Below are 20,729 nucleotides of genomic sequence, written 5' to 3' on the forward strand. Positions count from 1 at the left end.
CTCAGGCCTCGACGCGGAAGACGTGGGCGGGCTCGACGTACGGGTCGAGGCGGACGTAGTTGTTCTCGCCCCACTCGTACCGCGCGCCGGTGATCTCGTCGACGACCGTGAACGTCTCCCACCACTGCCGGCCCAGGGCCGCCATGTCGAGGTGCACCGTCGTCTCGCGCGCCGCGTGCGGGTCGAGGTTGACGACGACGACCACGAGGTCCTCGGTGCCGTCGAGCTCGACGCGACGGCGCGTGAACGCGAGGACGTTCTCGTCGTCGGTGGCGTGGAACGTGGTGCCCCGCAGCTGCTGCAGAGCGGGGTGGTGGTTGCGGATCCAGTTCAGCCTGCCCAGGTACGGGGCCAGGGACCAGCCCTCGCGCTCGGCCTTGGCGAAGTCCCGGGGACGGTACTGGTACTTCTCGTTGTCGAGCTGCTCCTCGGCGCCGGGCCGGGCGGCGTGCTCGACGAGCTCGTAGCCGGTGTAGACGCCCCACGACGGCGAGAGCAGGGCCGCGAGCACGGCGCGCAGCTTGAACACCGGCGGCCCGCCGTACTGCATGGTGGGCGTCAGGATGTCGTGCGTCGTCGGCCAGAAGTTCGGGATCATGTAGTGCGCCGACTCGGTCGTGAGCTGCTGCAGGTACTCGCGCAGCTCCCACGCCTGGTTGCGCCACGCGAAGTAGGAGTACGACTGCTGGAAGCCGACCTTGGCCAGCGTGTGCATCATCGCGGGTTTCGTGAACGCCTCGGCCAGCCAGACGACCTCGGGGTGCTCGGCGTTGACCTCCGCGATGAGCCACTCCCAGAACTCGACGGGTTTGGTGTGCGGGTTGTCGACGCGGAACAGCGTCACGCCGTGCTCGACCCACAGCAGGACCATCCGCTTGACCTCGGCGTAGATCCCGGCCGGGTCGTTGTCGAAGTTCAGCGGGTAGATGTCCTGGTACTTCTTCGGGGGGTTCTCGGCGTAGGCGATGGAGCCGTCGGCGCGCGTGGTGAACCACTCGGGGTGCTCGGTGACCCACGGGTGGTCCGGCGCGCACTGCAGCGCGATGTCCATGGCGACCTCGAGGCCGAGCTCCCTGGCCCGTCCGACAAAGAAGTCGAAGTCCTCGAACGTGCCGAGGTCGGGGTGCAGGGCGTCGTGCCCGCCCTCGGCGGCACCGATCGCGTACGGCGAGCCCGGGTCCAGGGGCCCGGCCGTCAGGGTGTTGTTCGGGCCCTTGCGGTTGATCCGGCCGATGGGGTGGATCGGCGTCAGGTAGGCGATGTCGAAACCCATCTCCTTGATCGCCGGGAGCCGCTCGGCGGCGGTGCGGAAGGTGCCCGAGACCCAGTGCTGCGCCTCCTCGTCCCAGTACGCGCCCTCCGAGCGGGGGAAGAACTCGTACCAGGCGCTGAACGCCGCGAGCGTGCGCTCGACGCGCACGGGGTACGTCGCCGACGGGCTGACCATCTCCCGCACCGGCAACCGGTCCAGGACGGCCCGCACGGCGTCGCTGCGGCCGGCGTCGAGCCGTTCGTGGTCACCGCGGGAGGTGTCGCGCAGGGCGGTGGCGGCCTCGTGCAGCACCGCCGCGTCCTCGGCGGTGCGCCCCGCGACGGTGGCGGCGCGCTCGAGCAGCCGGGCGCCCTCCTCGAGCATGAGCGCGACGTCCACCCCGGCCTCGACCTTGATCGTGGCGTCGTGGTCCCAAGTGCCGTAGGGGTCCGACCAGCCCTCGACGCGCAGCCCCCACAGCCCCTCGGTGTCGGGGGACAGCGTCGCGGTCCAGGTGCTCAGGCCGGCGTTCTCCTGGTCCATCCGGGCGCTGGGCCCGTCGGTGCCGTCGGGGCGCACCAGGACCGCCGTGGCGGCGACGGCGTCGTGGCCCTCGCGGAAGACGACGGCCCGCACGGGGATCAGTTCACCCGGGACCGCCTGCGACGGCCAGCGCCCGCCGTCGACGACGGGTTGGACGTCGAGCACGGGGATGCGCCCGACCACCGGGGTGCTCGGAGTGCTGCGGCTCACGGTCAGCGTGTCGTCGGTGAGGTCTCGGTCGATCGTCACGGGGCGAACCTACCGAGCAGGGGGCCGCTCGTCGCGCGGGAGCGTCCGGGGGGTGGGGCTGCGGGGGGCCGATCGCCCGGCTGCGGCCGAAAGCGTCGCGCGGCGGTGATCACCGGTCTATGGTCGGCGCCGTGAGAGCTATCAGGCGCTTCACCGTCCGGACCGTGCTCCCCGCGCCGCTGGCGCCGCTGGGGGAGCTGGCGAGCAACCTGCGCTGGTCGTGGCACAAGCCCACGCGGGACCTGTTCGAGTCGATGGATCCCGTGGCCTGGGTGGCCGTGCACCGCGAACCGGGGGCGCTGCTGGGGGCGCTGAGCACCGAGCGCCTCGACGCGCTCGCGGCGGACGCGCGGTTCGTCGAGCGGGTGCGCACCACGGCCGCCGACCTGCAGGCGTACCTGTCGCGTCCCGGCTGGTACGCCGGTCTGGGGGCCGACGCCCCCGCCGCGGTGGCCTACTTCTCGATGGAGTTCGGCATCACCGGTGCCCTGCCCCAGTACTCCGGGGGCCTGGGGATCCTGGCCGGGGACCACCTGAAGTCCGCCAGCGACCTGGCCGTGCCCGTCGTCGGCGTCGGCCTGTTCTACGCGACGGGCTACTTCAAGCAGTCGCTGTCGCGCGACGGCTGGCAGCAGGAGACGTACCCCGTGCTGGACCCCGACGGCCTGCCGCTGGCGCTGCTGCGCGAGCCCGACGGCAGCCCCGCGAAGGTGTCCGTCGACCTGCCCGGCGGGCGGCGCCTGCACGCGCAGGTCTGGAAGGCACAGGTCGGCCGGGTGCCGTTGCTGCTGCTGGACTCCGACGTCGAGGAGAACGACGAGGCCGCCCGCGGGGTCACCGACCGGTTGTACGGCGGCGGCGGGGAGCACCGGCTGCAGCAGGAACTGCTGTGCGGCATCGGCGGGGTCCGCGCGCTGCGCACCTGGTCCCGGCTGACCGGCGCGCCGGAACCGGAGGTGTACCACACCAACGAGGGGCACGCGGGTTTCCTGTCCGTCGAGCGCATCCGCGAGCAGGTCGAGCGCGGGCTGACGTTCGACGAGGCCCTCGAGGCGGTGCGCGCCGCGACGGTGTTCACGACCCACACCCCCGTCCCGGCCGGCATCGACCGGTTCGGCCGCGACCAGATCGGCCTCTACTTCGGCGGTGACAACCCGCTGCCGGGCGTGCCCGTCGAGCGCATCCTCGCCCTCGGTGCCGAGGACTACCCCGGTGGGGACCCGAACGTCTTCAACATGGCCGTCATGGGGTTGCGCCTCGCCCAGCGCGCCAACGGCGTGTCCCAGCTGCACGGCGCCGTCAGCCGCGGCATGTTCGACGGGTTGTGGCCCGGTTTCGACGCCCCCGAGGTGCCGATCAGCTCCATCACCAACGGCGTGCACGCCCCCACCTGGGTCGCCCCCGAGGTGATCTCGATGGGCAAGCAGTACATCGGGCCCGAACTGCCGCGCGACGGGCTGGGGTTCGAGAAGGTCGGCCAGGTGCCGGACGAGGAGATCTGGCGCACGCGCCGGGTCCTGCGCGGCCGGCTCGTCGACGACGCCCGCCGCCGCCTGAAGCTGTCCTGGCTGCAGCGCGGGGCCTCGGAGGCGGAACTGGCCTGGACCAAGGAGGTCCTCGACCCCGACGTCCTGACCATCGGCTTCGCCCGGCGCGTCCCGACGTACAAGCGCCTGACGCTCATGCTGCGCGACCCCGAGCGGCTGAAGTCGTTGCTGCTGCACCCCCAGCGCCCCGTCCAGCTCGTCATCGCCGGCAAGTCCCACCCCGCGGACGAGACGGGCAAGCGGCTCATCCAGCAGATGGTCCGGTTCGCCGACGACCCCGAGGTGCGGCACCGCATCGTGTTCCTGCCGAACTACGACATCACCATGGCGCTGTCGCTGTACCCGGGCTGCGACGTGTGGCTCAACAACCCGCTGCGGCCGTTCGAGGCGTGCGGGACCTCGGGCATGAAGGCCGCGCTCAACGGCGGGCTGAACCTGTCGATCCTCGACGGCTGGTGGGACGAGTGGTACGACGGCGGGAACGGCTGGGCCATCCCGACCGCCGACGGCGTCGACGACCCCGACCACCGCGACGACCTCGAGGCCGCCGCGCTGTACGACCTCGTCGAGAACTCCGTCGCGGCGCGGTTCTACGACCGCGACGAGCGGGGGCTGCCCGCGCGCTGGCTGGAGATGGTGCGGCACACCCTGGCCTCGCTGGGCCCGAAGGTCCTCGCCAGCCGGATGGTGACCGACTACGTCGAGCAGTTGTACGTCCCCGCCGCCAAGGCCGGCCGTGCCGCCGTGGCGTCCACGGCCGCGGGGGCCAGGGACCTCGCCCGCTGGAAGGCCGGCGTGCGCAGCGCCTGGCCCGCGGTGCGCGTCGACCACGTCGAGTCCTCAGGCGTCGGCGACTCCGCCCAGGTCGGCGACGTCGTGCACGTGCGGGGTTTCGTGTCCCTCGGGGACCTGTCCGTCGACGACGTCGAGGTGCAGGTCGTCCACGGCCGCGTCAGCGAGTCCGACGAGCTGCGGCCGTCGGGCACGGTGCGCCTCGAACCCGCCGAGTCGTTCGGCGACGGCCGGCACCGGTTCGAGGGGGAGTTCTCCCTGCGTCAGACCGGGCCGTTCGGGTACACCGTGCGGATCCTCCCGCGGCACGCGGGCCTGGCGACCGCGGCCGAACTGGGGCTGGTGGTCAACGCCTGACCCTCGTCTGCGGCCGGACCGGCGGGGGCCGCGTCGAGTCCCGCGTTCCCGCCCGCGTCGTGCGGGCGGGTGGGAACGCGCGGGTCGGGGCCACGGCGGCGCCGCCGCCGGCCGTCACGCGGACGGGTCGAGCACCGCGAACGCCTGGTCGGCGTGGTCGGCGAAGGGCGGGCCGCCACCGGCCCGCTGCTCCTCCAGGTCGACCCCGCCGCCGAGGAACAGGCCCGTCCCGGTCCACACCGCGCAGCTGCCCGTGCGCCGCTGCCACGGTCCGTCGGCCAGCGGACGCCACGTGTCCCGGGCGGGGTCGTAGGCCGCGGCCAGCGGCCCCGTCGCCGGGTTGCACGCGCCGCCGTACGCGAGCTCCGACTCCTCCACCCCGACGCCGTCGAAGCACCTCGACCCGTCGCGGGCGTTGCGCGAACCGCCCCAGACGAGCAGTTCCGTCCCGGTCCAGCCCAGCGCCGGGCCGCCGAGCGGGCCTCCGAGCCCGTCCAGGGGTCCTCGCGCGGCCCCGGTCCACCGGCCGGTCGCCGGGGCGAGGCGGCTGAGCCCGGCGGTGGCGTCGAAGGCCAGGAGTTCGGTCCCGGTCCACGCCACCGCCACGTCCGGGGTGCGGACCGGCCCCCGGTCCAGCACGCGCCAGGAGGACGTGGCCGGGTCCAGGGCCAGGCCCAGGGGGACGGGGTCGGGCGTGTACGCACCCCCCAGCAGCACCCACTCCGTCCCGGTCCAGACGTCCTGCACCCCGGCGTAGGCCGAGGCGTCGCCGCGGGCCACCGGCGGGTCCGGCAGCTCTGCCCAGGAGGCCCCGCCCGCCGGCAGCGACCACGCCCCCGCGCTGACCGACCACACCAGCAGCCCGCGGGGCGTCCACGCGCTCGCGTCGACGACGGTCCCCTCCGGCCACGGCAACGGCGGCAGCGCCCGCCAGGACCGCGTGGCGGGGGAGAACGCGGCGACGTCGAGCCGGCCCGCCGGCCGGGACTCGCAGCGGGCCCACGGGTCCAGGCCACCGACCAGCACGGCCTCGGAACCGGTCCAGTGCAGCCGGGCCCCGCTGCGCGCCTGCAGCGGGGCGGGAGGCAGCGCGGTCCAGGACCCGGCGGCCCGGTCCCGACCCCCGACGGGGCGCCACGACGCCCCGTCGGCGCACACGGCGACGGCGCACCCGTCGGCCCGGGGGGAGGAACCGCCCCACACCAGGACCTCCTCGCCCGTCCAGACGGCGGCCAGCCCGGCCCGCAGCCCCGGCGGGGCGAGGGGGGCCGCGGGCAGCTGCGTCCAGCCGTGCCGTGCGGGGGTGGGAGACGCGCGGGGGGCGGAGTCCCGGCAGCCGGCGAGCAGCGGCCCGCCCAGCGCAGCGGCCAGCAGGGTCCGCCGTGTCGTCCTCGTCACCCTCGCAGGCTACGGCTGCGCCAGGAACCCGCGCAGGGCGTCGAGGACGGCGGCCGGCTCGGTCAGGTGCGGCCAGTGACCCGGCTGCAGGCCGCGCAGGTCGACCCCGTGGACCAGGGGGTTCAGCGCCCGCAGGGCGTCGAGGTCCACGTCGCGGCTCGAGCGCACGTACGCGGTGGGCACGCTCAGCTCCCGCAGCAGCGGCACCGGGTCCAGGGCCAGCACGTCGTGCCACAGCGGGCGCAGCGCCGCCTCGGGGGTGGCGAGGATCCCCGCCACGACCTCCTCGCGCAGCTGCGGCTCCCGCGGGCCCCACGAGGTCCGCATCGACTCCTCCAGGACGCGGCGCCACCTCGGGCCGAGCACCGCCGCGGCCCGGGACGTCTTGCGCGCCAGGGCGTCCGCGGTCACCGGGAGGTTGGCGTCCAGCAGCACCAGGCCGGACAGCAGGCCGGGGTGCCGCACGGCGACCAGGAGCCCCACCACCCCGCCGGTGCTGTGGCCGGCGAGCACCGAACCCGCCGGCACCTGCTCGCCGACCCGTGCGGCGACGGCCTCCAGCGACGCCTCCGGCAGCGGCGGTGCGCCGCGGTGGCCGGGCAGTTCCACCGGGTGCACGTCGAGACCGCCCAGCCCGGGCAGCAGTCGCCGGAACTGCGAGGTGCCGCACCCGACCCCGGGGACGAGGACCAGGGGAGTCACGGACGGCTCAGGAGGAGGCCAGCACCCGCACCGACCACGGGGCGACCCGCAGCGACGTGCCCGCCGGGGCCACCCGGCGCCGGCGGTCCGGGGTCGAGGCCCACCGCGGGTGGAACGTGGGCAGCCCCTCCACGGCCGGCAGCGTGACGTCGAGCTGGCGGGGGCCGCCGTTGACGACGACGAGCACGGACTCCTGGCCGCGGTCGCGCCCGTCGACGAGGACCTGCAGGATCCTGCGGTCCGGTTCGTGCCACTGCTCCACGGTCATCTGCCCGCCGTCCTCGGAGTACCACAGCAGGTCCTGGCGCTGCTCGCGCACGGGCGACCCGCGCCGCACCCCGGCCTCGCGCAGCACGGGGTAGCGCCGCCGCAGGGCCAGCAGCTCGCGGACGTCGTCGAGGAGCTCGGTCTGCCAGTCCTCGAGCTTCCAGTCCAGCCAGCTGACCTCGTTGTCCTGGCAGTAGGCGTTGTTGTTACCGCCCTGGCTGCGGCCGAACTCGTCGCCCGCGGTGATCATCGGGACGCCCGAGGACAGCACGAGCGTCGCGAACAGGTTCCGGATGCTGCGCCGGCGCAGTTCCAGGACGGTGGCGTCGGACGTGTCGCCCTCGACGCCGTGGTTCCAGCTCGTGTCGCCGTCGGAGCCGTCGCGGTTGCCCTCGCCGTTGGCCTCGTTGTGCTTGCGGTCGAACGCGACGAGGTCGGCCAGGCAGAAACCGTCGTGGGCGGTCACGAAGTTGACGCTGGTCAGCCGGCCGCGCTGGACGTCGAAGGTGTCGGCCGAACCCGCGAACCGCGTCGCGAACTCGCGCAGCCCCCGGCCGGCGGCGACGGGTGCGGAGTGGCCGAAGGCGATCTCGCGCGCGTCGGTCAGCCAGAACCGGCGGACCCCGTCGCGGTACCGGTCGTTCCACTCGTGCAGGGGTTGCGGGAACTGCCCGGTCCGCCAGCCGAACGGCCCCACGTCCCAGGGCTCGGCGACGAGCTTGGTGCCGGCCAGGACGGGGTCGGCGGCGAGCGCCACGAGGAACGGGTGGTCCGGGGTGAACCCGTCGCGGCCCCGGGCCAGGGTCGTCATGAGGTCGAAGCGGAAACCGTCGACGCCGTACTCGCCGACCCAGTACCGCAGCGAGTCCAGCGCGAACTGCACGACGCGGTGCTCGGCGAAGTCGAGGGAGTTCCCGCAGCCGGTGACGTCGAAGGGCCGCCCGCCGGCGTCGCGCAGGTAGTAGGTGGCGTCGTCCAGGCCGCGCAGCGACAGGTGCGGGCCGTCGGGGCCCTCCTCGCACGTGTGGTTGTAGACGACGTCGAGCAGGACCTCGACGCCCGCGGCGTGCAGGGCCTGCACCGCGCGCCGGAACTCGGTCCGCACCGCCTCGGGCCCGGCGGCGCGCGCGGCGGCCGTCGCGTACCCGGCGTGCGGGGCGTTGAAGCCCAGGGTGTTGTACCCCCAGTAGTTCGACAGCCCCCGCCGGCGCAGGGCGATCTCGGACGTGCTGGCGTGGATCGGCAGCAGTTCGAGCGTCGTGACCCCGAGGGAGCGCAGGTGGTCCAGGACGGCGGGGTGGGCCAGCGCCGCGTAGGTGCCGCGTTCGTCCGCGGGCACCTCGGGGAACTGCTGCGTCAGCCCGCGCACGTGGGCCTCGTAGACGACCGTGTCGGCCCACGGCACGTGCGGGCGCTCGTCGGGGCGCACCCGCAGGCCGGCGGGCAGGTCGCCCAGCACGACCCCGCGGGGGACGAAGGGGGCGCTGTCGCGGTCGTCGGCGACGGCGAGGTCACCCTCGAAGCCCGCGTCCACGGTGTGCCCGAAGATCTCCGGCACCAGGGCCACCTCGCCCTCGACGCCGCGCGCGTACGGGTCCAGCAGCAGCTTGGCCGGGTTGTGCCGCAGCCCGCGCTCGGGGTCCCAGCGGCCGTGGACGCGCAGGCCGTAGCGGGACCCGGCGACCAGGTCGGGCACGTGCCCGTGCCAGACGCCGAGCTCCACGTCCGGCAGCCTCGTGCGGGTCTCGCCGCCGTCGGCGGCGAAGACGCACACCTCGACGGCGTCGGCGTGCACGGCCAGGACGGCGACGTCGGCCCCGCCGCCGTGCTCGGCGTCACGTGGCGTCACCCCCAGGGGGTGGCTCCGGGTGGGGGCGGGCGTCGGGACGGGCACCGCCGCAGTCTGCCAGCTCCTTAGACTCGGGGGTGTGACGGCGGCCTACCTGGACCACGCCTCGACGACCGCCCTGCGGCCCGAGGCGCTCGACGCCCTGGTCGCGCAGGCGGCGCGCGGGGCGGGCAACCCGTCGTCGCTGCACTCGGCCGGCCGCCGCGCCCGCGTGGTCGTCGAGGAGAGCCGGGAGGCGCTGGCCGCGGCGCTGGGGGCGCGCGCGGGGGAGGTCGTGTGGACCTCCGGCGGCACCGAGAGCGACAACCTGGCCCTGACGGGGCTCCTCCGCGCGCGGCGCGACGCCGACCCGGTGCGCCGGCGGGTCCTGCTGGCCGCCACCGAGCACCACGCCGTCCTGGACTGCGTCGAGCACCTGCAGGCCCGCGAGGGTGTCGAGGTCACGTGGCTGCCCGTCGACGGCACCGGCCTGCTCGACCTGGCCGCCCTGGAGGCGGCGCTGGTGGGCGACGACGTCGCCCTCGTCTCGCTCATGTGGGCCAACAACGAGGTCGGGACGGTGCAGCCCGTCGCCCGGGCGGCCGAGCTGGCCCACGCCGCCGGGGTCCCGCTGCACACCGACGCCGTGCAGGCCGTCGGGCACCTGCCCGTCGACTTCGCCGCCTCGGGGGCGGACCTGCTGTCCCTGTCGGCGCACAAGTTCGGCGGTCCCGTGGGCACCGGGGCCCTCCTCGTGAAGCGGGGGACGTCCCTCGTCCCGCTGCAGCACGGCGGGGGTCAGGAGCTCGGGGTTCGCTCGGGCACGCTCGACGCGGCCGGGGCCGCCGCGAGCGCCGCGGCCCTGACGGCGGCCGTGGCCGACCTGCCCACCGAGGCCCGCCGGCTCGCGGGGCTGCGCGACCGCCTGCTGGCCGGCCTCACGCAGGTCCCCGGGGCCGTCGTGCGCGGGGCCCGTCCGGGCGCGGGCAGGCTGCCCGGCAACGCGCACGTCACGTTCGCCGGCTGCGAGGGCGACTCCCTGACGTACCTGCTGGACGCCGCCGGCGTGGAGTGCTCGACGGGCTCGGCCTGCCAGGCCGGGGTGCCCCAGCCCAGCCACGTCCTGCTCGCGATGGGGCTGGACGCCGAGGAGGCCGCGGGGGCGCTGCGGTTCTCCCTCGGCTGGAACTCCACCGACGCCGACGTCGACGCCGCGCTGGCGGCCATCGGCCCGGCCGTCGAGCGCGCGCGCCGCGCCCGCAGCTCCCGGACCGACCGGTCCCGCCGCCGTCCCCGATCCCTCGCCGGAGGAGTGTCCTGATGCGTGTCCTGGCCGCCATGAGCGGAGGGGTCGACTCCGCGGTCGCCGCCGCGCGCGCCGTCGACGCCGGCCACGAGGTCGTCGGCGTCCACATGGCCCTGAACCGCAACCCCGGGACCCTGCGGACGGGGTCGCGGGGCTGCTGCACCATCGAGGACTCCCTGGACGCGCGCCGCGCGGCGGACCTGCTGGGCATCCCGTTCTACGTCTGGGACCTGTCCGACGACTTCGTCGAGGACGTCGTGGAGGACTTCGTCGCCGAGTACGCCGCCGGCCGCACCCCGAACCCGTGCGTGCGCTGCAACGAGCGCATCAAGTTCGCGGCGCTGCTGGACAAGGGGATCGCCCTGGGGTTCGACGCGGTCGCCACCGGCCACTACGCCCGGGTGCTCACCGGCTCCGACGGCACCGCCGAGCTGCACCGGGCCGCCGACGCGGCCAAGGACCAGTCGTACGTGCTGGCCGTCCTGGACGCCGACCAGGTCGCCCACGCGATGTTCCCCCTCGGGGACGCGCCGACGAAGGCGCAGGTCCGCGCGGAGGCCGAGCGCCGCGGGCTGCCCGTGGCGCACAAGCCCGACAGCCACGACATCTGCTTCATCCCCGACGGCGACACCCGCGGGTTCCTGGCCGACAAGCTCGGTGAGGTCCCCGGCGAGGTCGTGGACGAGGACGGGCAGGTGCTCGGGACCCACTCCGGCACCTACGGCTTCACCGTCGGCCAGCGCAAGGGCCTGGGGATCTCCCGGCCCGCGCCCGACGGCCGGCCCCGGTACGTGCTGAGCATCGAGCCCGTGCGCCGCACGGTCACGGTCGGCCCGGCCGAGCGGCTCGCGGTGGCCGCGCTGCGCGCGGTGGACCCGGTGTGGAACTGCCCCGCGCCGCAGGGCCCCGTCGAGGTCCACGTCCAGGTCCGCGCCCACGGCGACCCCGTGCCGGCCGTGGCCGAGCTGCGCGGCCCCGAGCTGCACGTGCAGCTGCGCACGCCGCTGACCGGGGTCGCCCCCGGCCAGACGGTCGCGGTCTACAGCGGGACGCGGGTGCTGGGCTCGGCGACCATCGCGGGGACGACCTCCGCGGCCGGTGCGGGGACCAGCGCCGGGACGAGCGCGGGGACCTCCGTCGAGACCTCCTGAGCCGGCTGCGGCCGGGCGTACAGGAACCCCTGCGCGTAGGTGCAGCTGAGGTCGCGCAGCACCTGGGCCTGCTGCTCGGTCTCCACGCCCTCGGCGACGACGTCCAGGCCGAGGCTGCGGGCGAGTTCGATGATGGTCGAGACCAGCGTCGTCGCCGACCCGCCGAGGGCGAGGTCGCTGATGAACGACCGGTCGATCTTGACCGTGTCGACGGGCAGCCGGCGCAGGTACGACAGGCTCGAGTACCCCGTGCCGAAGTCGTCGATGGCGACCAGGACGCCGGTGGCGCGCAGCTGCGCCAGGCGGGCCGAGACGGCTTCCAGGTCGCCGACCAGGACGCTCTCGGTGACCTCCAGCGTCAGCTGGTGCGGGCGCAGACCGCTGTCGCGCAACGCGTCCTTGACGACGGTGAGGATCTCGTCGGTGCCGAGCTGGACGGCCGACAGGTTCACCGCGACCCCGACCGGGTGGCCGCGCTCGGCCGTCCACGTGGCCGCCTGCGCCGTGGCGGTGCGCAGCACCCAGGCCCCGATCGCGAGGATCTCGCCGCTGGCCTCGGCCAGCGGCACGAACTCCAGCGGGGAGACCATGCCCCGCTCGGGGTGGCGCCAGCGCAGCAGCGCCTCGTAGCTCTTGGCGCGGGAGTCGGTCTCGTGCTTCCGGAAGTCGATCGTGGCCTGGTAGAAGACCTCGAACTGCCCCCGGGCCAGCGCGTCCGCGAGGTCGTCGCGCAGCGAGGCCTTGTCCTGGGCCTCCTTGGACATGCCTTCGGCGTACGCCACGAGCCGGTTCTTGCCGCCGGCCTTGGCCCAGTACATCGCCAGGTCGGCGTTGCGCAGGAGCTCGTCGGCGCCCTCGAGCTCGCTGAGGCGGCCGCACATCGTCGTGGTGTCGGCGGTGCCGAGGCTGGCGTGGACGTGGACCGGCTGGCCCTCGACGTCGACGGGCAGGCTCAGGGCCGCCAGGAACCGTTCCCCGACGCGCCGCGCGGGGGCCTCGCCGCCGTGGACGACGACGGCGAACTCGTCCCCGCCGAGCCGGGCGACGAGGTCACCGCCGCGCACGCTGGAGCGCAGCCGCTGCGCGACCGCCAGCAGGAGCTGGTCACCGGCGGCGTGACCGCGCGAGTCGTTGACGTTCTTGAAGTCGTCGAGATCGACGAACAGGACCGCGACCTCCTCGCGGCGCGAGAGCACCCGCGCCAGGAACTCCTTCAGGAGCGTCCGGTTCGCCAGTCCCGTCAGCGGGTCGCGCAGTCCCTGCTGCTCGTTGAGCCGCCAGGAGGCCAGGTGCGTGACGCTCGCGGCCAGCACGAACGCGGCGTGCACGAGCATCCACCGCCACGGGTGGGCCATGGCGGCGTGGTGGCTGAAGACGTACTTCGGCGCCAGGGTGCCCAGGAGCCCGTGGTGGACCACGACGATGCTCAGGCCGATCCCGAAGGGCACCCAGTCCTGGTAGAGGGCGACGAGGCCGATCATCACGAAGAAGTGGAAGTGCGCCTCGGTCTGGCCGTGCCAGAAGTCGACGAGGACCGTCGAGGCCAGGAACAGGCTCATCGAGGCCCCGGCCGAACGCACCTTGCGCGAGTAGGTCCGCGGCCACGCCAGGGCCAGCGGGGCGGCGACCAGGGCCCCGCCGGCCAGGCACCTGAGCGCCCCGTGGTCGGCGAACGCGCCGAAGATGACCAGGCCCACGGCCTGCAGCGCCGCGACGCGGACGATCGCGACGTGCCGGCGGTGCCACACCTCGTCCGGCAGCATCCGGCCGGTGGGCAGGAGCGACAGGACGGTCGCGCAGCGGCGGCGCACGGCGGCGCGGACGGAGCTCACGGTGGTGCTTCGGCACCCGCGCGCCCGTACCGGACCCCGCTCACCCGCCCGGCGCAGCACGGGGTGCGGCTCAGCCGCCGACGAGGACGGTGACGGTGTGGATCAGCAACCCCACGAGCCCGCCGACGACCGTCCCGTTGATCCGGATGAACTGCAGGTCGCGCCCGACGTGCAGCTCGATGCGCTGCGCCGCGTCCTGCCCGTCCCAGCGCGCGACGGTGTCGGAGATGACGGTCGCCAGCTCCGGGGCGAAGCGGCGCACGACGTGCCCCGCCGCGTCGGTCAGGTGCCCCTCGACCCGCAGCGCGAACGCCTCGTCGGCCACGAGCCGGTGCCCGACGTCGACCAGGGCCTCCTCGCTGCGCACCCGCAGCGAGGAGGCGGGGTCCTGCAGCGCGTCCAGGAGGAAACCCCGCACGCTGGACCACAGACCGGCGACGGTGTCGGCCAGGCCCGGCGAGCTCAGCAGCCGGTGCTGGAACTCGTCGGCCTTGGCGCGGGTCTCGGGGTCGTGCTGCAGGGCGTCGGCGTAGCGGGCCAGCAGGTCGTCGATGGCCTTGCGGCCGGCGTGCCCGCGGTCGGCGACGACGTCGTCCACCCACGTCTGGGCCTCGGTGTAGACGCGCCTGCCCAGGCGGTCGTTGAGCCAGTCCGGCGCCCACAGCGGCGCCCGGTCGGTGACCATGCGCCGCACGAGGTCCTCGTTGCGGCGCAGCCACGTCTGGACCTCGATGAGCGTGAGGTCGACCACGGGGTGGTGGGTGCCGTCACGGACGACCTCCTCCAGCAGCCGTCCCGCGGTGGGGCTCCACGACTGCGCCCCGAGCCGGCGGACGAGGACCTGGTCGATGACCTGGGTGACCTCCTCGTCGCGCAGGATCCCCAGGGCGCCGGTCAGGATCGTCGCGGCCTCCTCCACGACGCGCTGGGAGCCGCCCCGCTCCACGAGCCAGGACCCCACCCGGCGCGGGATGCCGGCGCGCACCACCTTGTCCCGCACGACGTCCTCGGCGAGGAAGTTCTCGGCCACGAACTGCTCGAGGCTCTTGCCGAGCGCGTCCTTGCGGCGGGGGATGAGCGCGGTGTGCGGGATGGGCAGCCGCAACGGGTGCCGGAAGATCGCGGTGACGGCGAACCAGTCGGCCACCGCGCCGACCATCGCTGCCTCGGCCGCGGAGTTCACGAAACCCCACCCGCCGTCGCGCCCGATCGTCAGCGCGTAGACCACCGCGGCCAGGGCCAGCAGCCCGGTGGCCAGCAGCCGCATGCGGCGCAGGCCCCGGCGCCGCTCGTCGTCGGAGACCCCCCCGACCGTCGGGGCGGTGACGGCGGGCGGTCGGGGGGTGCTGCTCACCGGGTCATCCTCGCTCACACCCCGGCCGGGGCCACCACCTGCGTCCACGCGGAGCGCAGGACCGTCGCCAGCGGGCCCTCCTGCCCGGCCCCGCCGACGGGCGGCAGGCCGACCCCCTCGCAGGTGACGTCCCCGTCGGGGACGGCCCCCGTCGTCAGGAAGTCCCCGACCACGTCGTCCACGCACGCGTTGCCGCCGAGCCCGTACAGGCCGTGGTCGCCCTCGTCCTCGACCGTGACCAGCACCGACGACCCCAGCGCCGCGTGGGTCTTCACGGCGCCCTCGTAGGCCGTCGCCGGGTCGTGGCGCGACTGCACGATGAGCAGCGGCGGCAGGTCGTGGCCGTCGACCGTGGGCAGGTCGACGGGGGCGCGGTCCCACGCGGCGCAGACCTGGGCGCTCTTGCTGTAGCCCACGAGCGGGTACCTCGCACCCTGCTCGGTCCCGTAGGCGTCCCAGAACGCCTGGTCGGTCGTCCACGGGCTGTCGTTGCAGGTGGTCGCCGCGAAGGTCGCGGCCGTGGTCCGGCCCGCCCCGGGCGGACCGGTGAGCCGTTCGACGAGCTCGACGAGGAGCCGCTGCAGCGTCGCGGGGACCGGCAGGTCGGCCGGGCCGCGCAGGGCCAGCACGGTCTGCAGCCCGCCGAGGGTCTGCGCGAGCGTGGGGAACTGCGCCTTGCCGTACATGGCCTGCACCACGAGGGTGTCCAGCCCGTTGCCGTCGAGGTCCGCGGTGAGCAGCGGCAGCGGCCGGGCGACCAGTTCGGCACGCAGCCGCTCGTACGTCGCCGTGACCTCCTGCGGGGTCGAGCCCAGCCCGTACGTCGCGTTCCCGGTCGCGGCCCACGGCGTGAAGTCGGCGTCGAAGCGGCGCTGGAACGCCATCGGCTGGTAGGAGAACACCTCCTGGTAGCCGGCGGTCGCGTCGACGGTGGAGTCCAGGACGAAGCGCCCGACCCGGGCCGGCAGGTGCGTCGCGTACTGCGTGCCCAGCCAGGTCCCGCCCGAGTACCCGACCCAGTCGATCGTCTCGCGGTCCAGCGCGTCGCGGACCACGTCGACGTCGAAGACGGTCTGGCGGGTGTTGACGACGGGGGCGAGCGGGTCGCCCGCACAGCCCCGCGCCACCGACGCGATCGTGTCCGCCGTGCGGGCCAGGGCCTCGGGGGAGCGGTCGCGCACGTCGGGCAGCGGGTCGGTGGCGCCCGCGCCGCAGGACAGCGTCGAGCTGGCGCCCGTCCCGCGCACGTCCAGGCCGATCACCTCGGTGCCGGCCAGGGCGGGCACCTGCGAGCCGAGCACGGCCAGGGACAACCCCGCCCCGCCCGGACCCCCGGGGTTGGTGACGATCGTGCGCGCCGGGCGGGGGCCGGTGCGCGGTTCGCGGCTGATCGTGACCTGCAACGGGTCACCGGCCTGCGGGGCGTCCCAGTCCCGCGGCACGGCGACCTGCGCGCACTGCAGCCCGGAGGTCAGGCCGGCCAGCACGCCGAGCTGGGCGGTGGTGCACGGCGACCACGCGAGCCGCTGGTCGCGGAAGCGCTCCGGCGTGCGCCGCTCGAAGTCGCGCTGCGCCTGCGCGAGCCGGTCCGGGCGGGCGGCGTCACCGGTGGGGGCCGCCGAGGCCGGTGGGGCGGCGAGCAGGAGCGACCCGCTCAGCGCGAGGACGCCCGCGACACCGGCGACGGCTGGACGGCGGTGGTGCATGGGGACTGCCCCTCCCAGGAGTCTGCTGTGGAAGGACCATCCAGTCGCACCCGCCCGGGTGGCGGCGTCTGACCAGGGGTGCGGTCCGGGTCCTCCCTTCGGAGGACCCGTGCCCCGGTACCGTCACGGGCGTGCCAGGAACTGCCGCCGCCGTCGGGTCGATGCCCGGCGAGGACCCCCGCGAAGCCGCCCGCACCGTCTTCGGCGAGCTCGGCGACCCGCCCCACGTCCCGCACCTGGCCCAGCTGCCCGCCCGCGGCCCCGGCGCCGACCCGCTGGGCCGCACCGCGTCCCTGCTCGTGGACCTGCCCGTCGACCGCCAGCCCGCCGGCTGGCGCTTCGTCGACGCCCCCGGCCGCGACGCCGCCCGCGCCGACGCGTTCCTGCGCGCCGACCTCGACGAGCTCGCCGAGGCCGCCGACGGCTGGAGCGGTCCGCTGGCCCTCGCCGTCGTCGGGCCCTGGTCCCTGCTGGCCGCCGTCGAGCTGAACCGCGGCGAGCGCAGCGTCTCCGACCCCGGCGCCCGCCGCGACGTCGTCGCCTCCCTCGCCGAGGGCCTGACCCGGCACGTCGCCGACGTGCGCCGCCTCGTGCCGGGGGCGCAGGTCGTCGTCCACGTCGAGGAACCCTCGATCGCGGCCGTCCTGGCCGGCCGCCTGCCCACCCAGTCCGGCTACGGGACCCTGCGCGCCGTCGACCGCGCCGAGGTCCGCGACGGCCTGCGCGACGTGCTGGCCGCGGTCCGCTCCGCCGGGGCCGAGCCCGTCGTGCGGCTGAGCCCCGCCGAGGCGCCCTGGGCGCTCGTGCGGGAGGCCGGGGCCGCCGGGATCGCCCTGGACGTGCGCGACCTCGGCCCCGCCGGGTGGGAGTCGGTCGCCGCCGGCGTCGAGGACGGCCAACGGCTGTGGGCCGGGGTCCTGCCGGTGCGCGGCGCTCCGCCGTCCGTGGCCGCGCTCGTCGACGCCGTCCGCCTGCCCTGGCGGCGCGTCGGGCTGCCCGCCACGGCGCTCGCCGACGTCGTGCTGACCCCGGTGTCGGGACTGGCCGACACCGACCCCGCCGCGGTGCGGGGACTGCTGACCCGGCTGCGCGAGGCGGCCGCCGCCCTGGAGGAGGCTTCCGGTGACTGACCTGACGTTCCGGGCGGCGCACGCCGCCGACGTGCCCGCCGTCGTCACCCTCGTGGAGTCCGCCTACCGCGGGGACGCCAGCCGCGCGGGCTGGACGACGGAGGCCGACCTGCTGGAGGGGCAGCGGACCGACGCCGAGGGGATCTCGGCCGTCGTCGAGGGCGCCGACGCGGTGCTGCTGCTCGCCGAGCGCGACGGCGCTCACGGGGCCGAGCTCCTGGGCTGCTGCGAACTGCGCCGGGTGGGGGAGGCGGCCTACTTCGGCACGTTCGCCGTCGACCCGGCCGCGCAGGGCGGCGGCATCGGGCGGCGGCTGCTCACGCACGCCGACGCCGAGGCCGTGCGCCGCTGGGGGGCGCCGTACCTGGAGATGACGGTCATCGCCCAGCGCGCGGACCTCATCGCCTGGTACGAGCGGCTGGGTTTCGCCCGCACCGGCGACCGCCGTCCGTTCCCCTACGGCGACGAGCGGTTCGGCCGGCCGCTGCGCGACGACCTGGAGTTCGTCGTGCTGCGCCGCCCCACCTCCTCCCGGCCCGGCGCCTGACCTGCGGGCACGTGTCGGAGGCGCACGGCAGGATGTGGGACGTGAGCGAAGACGGCGTGAGCCCCAGCGAGATCCCAGCCCCGGCCCGGCACCGCTGGGAGGACCTCGTGGCCCGCATCGAGGCCGCGCGGTTCGCCTACTACGTGCGCGACTCCTCGCCGCTGAGCGACGGGCAGTACGACGAGCTGGAGAAGGAGCTGCGGGCTCTGGAGGAGGAGCACCCGCAGCTGCGCACGCCCGACTCGCCCACCCAGACCGTCGGCGGCACCTTCTCGACGGAGTTCGCCGCGGTCGACCACCCCGAGCGGATGCTCAGCCTCGACAACGCGTTCTCCCTCGACGAGCTGTCCCAGTGGGCGGCGCGGGTCGAGAAGGAGGTCGGACAGGGCGCCCGGTACCTGTGCGAGCCGAAGATCGACGGCCTCGCGATCGACCTGGTGTACGAGAACGGCCGCCTCGTGCGCGGGGTGACGCGCGGCGACGGCCGCACGGGGGAGGACGTGACGTACAACGTCCGCACCATCACCGACATCCCCCACGAGCTCACCGGCGAGGACGTCCCCGAGTTCCTCGAGGTGCGCGGGGAGGTGTTCTTCCACCTCGACGGTTTCGCGGGGATCAACGCCGGGCTCGTCGAGGCCGGCAAACCGCCGTTCGCCAACCCCCGCAACGCCGCCGCGGGGTCGCTGCGGCAGAAGGACCCGCGCGTGACGGCCACCCGCCCGCTGCGGATGCTGGTGCACGGCGTCGGGGCCCGGCGCGGCATGGAGAACGACTCGCAGTCCGGGGCCTACGACAAGCTCGCCGCGTGGGGGCTGCCGACGTCACCGCGGGTGAAGGTGGTCGACACCCTGCCCGAGGTGGCCGACTACGTCCGGTACTACGGCGAGCACCGCCACGACGTCGAGCACGAGATCGACGGCGTCGTCGTGAAGGTCGACCAGGTCCCGTTGCAGCGCAGGCTGGGCACGACGTCGCGGGCCCCGCGCTGGGCCATCGCGTACAAGTACCCGCCCGAGGAGGTCACGACCCTCCTGCGCGACATCCAGGTCAACGTCGGCCGCACCGGCCGCGTCACCCCGTTCGCCGTGCTCGAACCCGTCCTGGTCGCCGGGTCCACGGTCAGCATGGCGACCCTGCACAACGCCGACGAGGTCAAGCGCAAGGGCGTCCTCATCGGTGACACCGTCGTGGTCCGCAAGGCCGGTGACGTCATCCCCGAGGTCCTCGGGCCCGTCGTGGAGTCGCGCACGGGCGACGAGCGCGAGTTCGTCATGCCCACCGAGTGCCCCGAGTGCGGCACGACGCTGGCCCGGCAGAAGGCCGACGACGTCGACATCCGCTGCCCGAACTCCCGCAGCTGCCCGGCCCAGTTGCGCGAACGCGTCTTCCACCTCGCCGGTCGCGGGTCGTTCGACATCGAGGCGCTGGGGGACAAGGCCGCGACGGCCCTGCTGGAGGCCGGGGTCATCGAGGACGAGGGCGACGTGTTCGCGCTGTCCGAGGAGGACCTCGCCCGGGTCCCGCTGTTCCTCACCAAGGCCGGGACCGTCTCGGCCAACGGCCGCAAGCTCCTGAAGAACCTCGACACCGCCAAGACCCAGCCGCTGTGGCGGGTCCTCGTGGGGCTCTCGATCCGGCACGTCGGACCGACCGCGGCCCGCGCGCTGGCCGACACGTTCGCCTCGCTGGAGGCGATCGAGGCCGCCACCGCCGAGCAGATCGCCGCGGCCGAAGGCGTCGGCCCCACCATCGCCGAGGCCGTCGTGGAGTGGCTGGCCGTCGACTGGCACCGCGAGGTCGTCCGCAAGTGGCGCGAGGCCGGGGTGCGGATGGCCGACGAGCGCGACGAGTCCGTGGCCCGCACCCTGGAGGGCCTCACGATCGTCGTCACGGGGTCGCTCGCGAACTACTCCCGGGACGAGGCCAAGGAGGCGATCCTGTCCCGCGGCGGGAAGGCGTCCAGCGCGGTGTCGAAGAAGACCGACTTCGTCGTCGTGGGGGAGGCCGCCGGGTCCAAGGCCGACAAGGCCGAGCAGCTCGGGGTGCGGATCCTGGACGAGGCCGGGTTCACGGCGCTGATCGAGGGCGGTCCGGACGCGGTGCCCGCGCCGGAGGAAACCGAGGGAGCGGAGGAACCCGCCGGGGAGTGAGGGTCACAGCGATCCCCCGCGTGCGTCGCGGCGTTCCCCCGGCAACCGGGAACGCCGCTCGCCCTGCGCCAGGAGTTCGACGAGCTTCGGGGTGAACACGACCCCCTTCGCCTCCGCGAACTCGCGGAAGGTGCGGACCGCGTTCCGTTCGGCTCCCCGTCCGAACAGCGGCAGCGCAGCGACCTGCACCGGGGTGTTCGGGCCGGGCTCGTCGAACGCGCCGCCCTTGACCCGCAGCACCGGCCCACTGCCGGACGCGCGCCACGTGGTCGGCCCCCACGACGCCTCCAGGACCTGCGACCAGGGGTACGTCGTCGTCGAGCCCCGGGACTCCACGACGACCGCCTCGGCGGTCAGGCGCACGACGTCGCCGCGGTGCCGCACGACGGACCAGACGAGGCTCACCGCGGCCGCCGCGGCGTACCCGATGACCACCTCGGCCGGGATCGGCCGCCACCACAGGAGCAGCCCGGCGAGCGCCGCGAGGCAGACCGCCCCGGCCAGGGCCCGGCCGGTGCCGCTGGCCCTCAGCGTCCGCTCGTCCACACCCCATGATGACGTCGGTGGCGCCCACCGTCGGTCCATCGTCGTCGGTCGCTCGTCGCGCTCTCGGGC

At 75.0% G+C, this 20,729-nt stretch carries 14 protein-coding genes; 6 read left to right on the forward strand and 8 right to left on the reverse strand.

The annotated features are described in order from the left end of the window. Position 1 precedes the first annotated feature (1 nt). The gene (locus tag CLV37_RS20895; RefSeq protein ID WP_245885516.1) at positions 2-2,044 is read right to left on the reverse strand and encodes an alpha-1,4-glucan--maltose-1-phosphate maltosyltransferase; all 2,043 of its coding nucleotides are present in this window, start codon (positions 2,042-2,044) and stop codon (positions 2-4) included. 131 nt (positions 2,045-2,175) lie between these two features. On the opposite strand from CLV37_RS20895, the gene glgP reads away from it, so the two are divergent. Continuing rightward, positions 2,176-4,740, forward strand: coding sequence for an alpha-glucan family phosphorylase (glgP, locus tag CLV37_RS20900; RefSeq protein WP_170127405.1), 2,565 nt, complete (start codon positions 2,176-2,178; stop codon positions 4,738-4,740). Between the two features lie 114 nt (positions 4,741-4,854). Here the strand turns inward: glgP and CLV37_RS20905 are convergent, their stop codons facing one another. From CLV37_RS20905 to glgX, 3 genes are read right to left on the reverse strand one after another with little or no spacing between them, the layout of a single operon-like run. Further along, entirely contained in the window at positions 4,855-6,138 is a 1,284-nt protein-coding gene (locus CLV37_RS20905; protein WP_106214078.1) for a Kelch repeat-containing protein, read from the reverse strand. A gap of 9 nt (positions 6,139-6,147) precedes the next feature. Then, entirely contained in the window at positions 6,148-6,840 is a 693-nt protein-coding gene (locus CLV37_RS20910) for an alpha/beta fold hydrolase (RefSeq protein ID WP_106214080.1), read from the reverse strand. A gap of 7 nt (positions 6,841-6,847) precedes the next feature. Continuing rightward, complete coding sequence (gene glgX / locus CLV37_RS20915) at positions 6,848-8,956, reverse strand: glycogen debranching protein GlgX (RefSeq protein ID WP_245885517.1); 2,109 nt, start codon at positions 8,954-8,956, stop codon at positions 6,848-6,850. 79 nt (positions 8,957-9,035) lie between these two features. Between glgX and CLV37_RS20920 the strand changes: the two genes are divergently transcribed. Together CLV37_RS20920 and mnmA are read left to right on the forward strand one after the other, a co-directional pair. Further along, entirely contained in the window at positions 9,036-10,256 is a 1,221-nt protein-coding gene (locus CLV37_RS20920) for a cysteine desulfurase family protein (protein ID WP_106214084.1), read from the forward strand. Further along, a complete protein-coding gene (mnmA, locus tag CLV37_RS20925; protein ID WP_106214086.1) occupies positions 10,256-11,392 on the forward strand; it encodes a tRNA 2-thiouridine(34) synthase MnmA in 1,137 nt (378 codons plus the stop codon). Before CLV37_RS20920 ends, mnmA begins: the two co-directional genes overlap by 1 nt. On the opposite strand, the gene CLV37_RS20930 is transcribed toward mnmA, so the two are convergent. The 3 genes from CLV37_RS20930 to CLV37_RS20940 form a co-directional block, all read right to left on the reverse strand. Then, on the reverse strand, positions 11,281-13,224 hold the full coding sequence (locus tag CLV37_RS20930; RefSeq protein ID WP_245885518.1) for a putative bifunctional diguanylate cyclase/phosphodiesterase: 1,944 nt from the start codon (positions 13,222-13,224) through the stop codon (positions 11,281-11,283). The genes mnmA and CLV37_RS20930 overlap by 112 nt on opposite strands. A 70-nt stretch (positions 13,225-13,294) precedes the next feature. Next, a complete protein-coding gene (locus CLV37_RS20935) occupies positions 13,295-14,578 on the reverse strand; it encodes a DUF445 domain-containing protein (protein ID WP_106214088.1) in 1,284 nt (427 codons plus the stop codon). A gap of 14 nt (positions 14,579-14,592) precedes the next feature. Further along, positions 14,593-16,284, reverse strand: a complete 1,692-nt coding sequence (locus CLV37_RS20940; protein ID WP_106214090.1) for an alpha/beta hydrolase — start codon at positions 16,282-16,284, stop codon at positions 14,593-14,595. A gap of 131 nt (positions 16,285-16,415) precedes the next feature. Between CLV37_RS20940 and CLV37_RS20945 the strand changes: the two genes are divergently transcribed. Genes CLV37_RS20945 through ligA form a run of 3 tightly spaced genes read left to right on the forward strand, consistent with a single transcriptional unit; the run spans position 16,416 to position 20,114 of the window. After that, on the forward strand, positions 16,416-17,414 hold the full coding sequence (locus CLV37_RS20945) for a uroporphyrinogen decarboxylase/cobalamine-independent methonine synthase family protein (RefSeq protein ID WP_170127406.1): 999 nt from the start codon (positions 16,416-16,418) through the stop codon (positions 17,412-17,414). Continuing rightward, positions 17,407-17,961, forward strand: a complete 555-nt coding sequence (locus CLV37_RS20950) for a GNAT family N-acetyltransferase (protein ID WP_106214094.1) — start codon at positions 17,407-17,409, stop codon at positions 17,959-17,961. The genes CLV37_RS20945 and CLV37_RS20950 overlap by 8 nt, the downstream gene beginning before the upstream one ends. A gap of 32 nt (positions 17,962-17,993) precedes the next feature. Further along, positions 17,994-20,114, forward strand: a complete 2,121-nt coding sequence (gene ligA, locus CLV37_RS20955; protein WP_106214096.1) for an NAD-dependent DNA ligase LigA — start codon at positions 17,994-17,996, stop codon at positions 20,112-20,114. A gap of 3 nt (positions 20,115-20,117) precedes the next feature. Here the strand turns inward: ligA and CLV37_RS20960 are convergent, their stop codons facing one another. Continuing rightward, a complete protein-coding gene (locus CLV37_RS20960; protein WP_106214098.1) occupies positions 20,118-20,660 on the reverse strand; it encodes a hypothetical protein in 543 nt (180 codons plus the stop codon). Between the last annotated feature and the right edge of the window lie 69 nt (positions 20,661-20,729).

This window comes from Kineococcus rhizosphaerae (assembly GCF_003002055.1).
Lineage (GTDB): Bacteria > Actinomycetota > Actinomycetes > Actinomycetales > Kineococcaceae > Kineococcus > Kineococcus rhizosphaerae.

What these genes read in the sequence shown, in the direction of transcription:
- mnmA (WP_106214086.1), top strand. Translation starts at nt 10,256, where the DNA reads ATGCGTGTCCTGGCCGCCATGAGCGGAGGGGTCGACTCCGCGGTCGCC.
- CLV37_RS20940 (WP_106214090.1), bottom strand. Translation starts at nt 16,284, where the DNA reads ATGCACCACCGCCGTCCAGCCGTCGCCGGTGTCGCGGGCGTCCTCGCG.
- ligA (WP_106214096.1), top strand. Translation starts at nt 17,994, where the DNA reads ATGTGGGACGTGAGCGAAGACGGCGTGAGCCCCAGCGAGATCCCAGCC.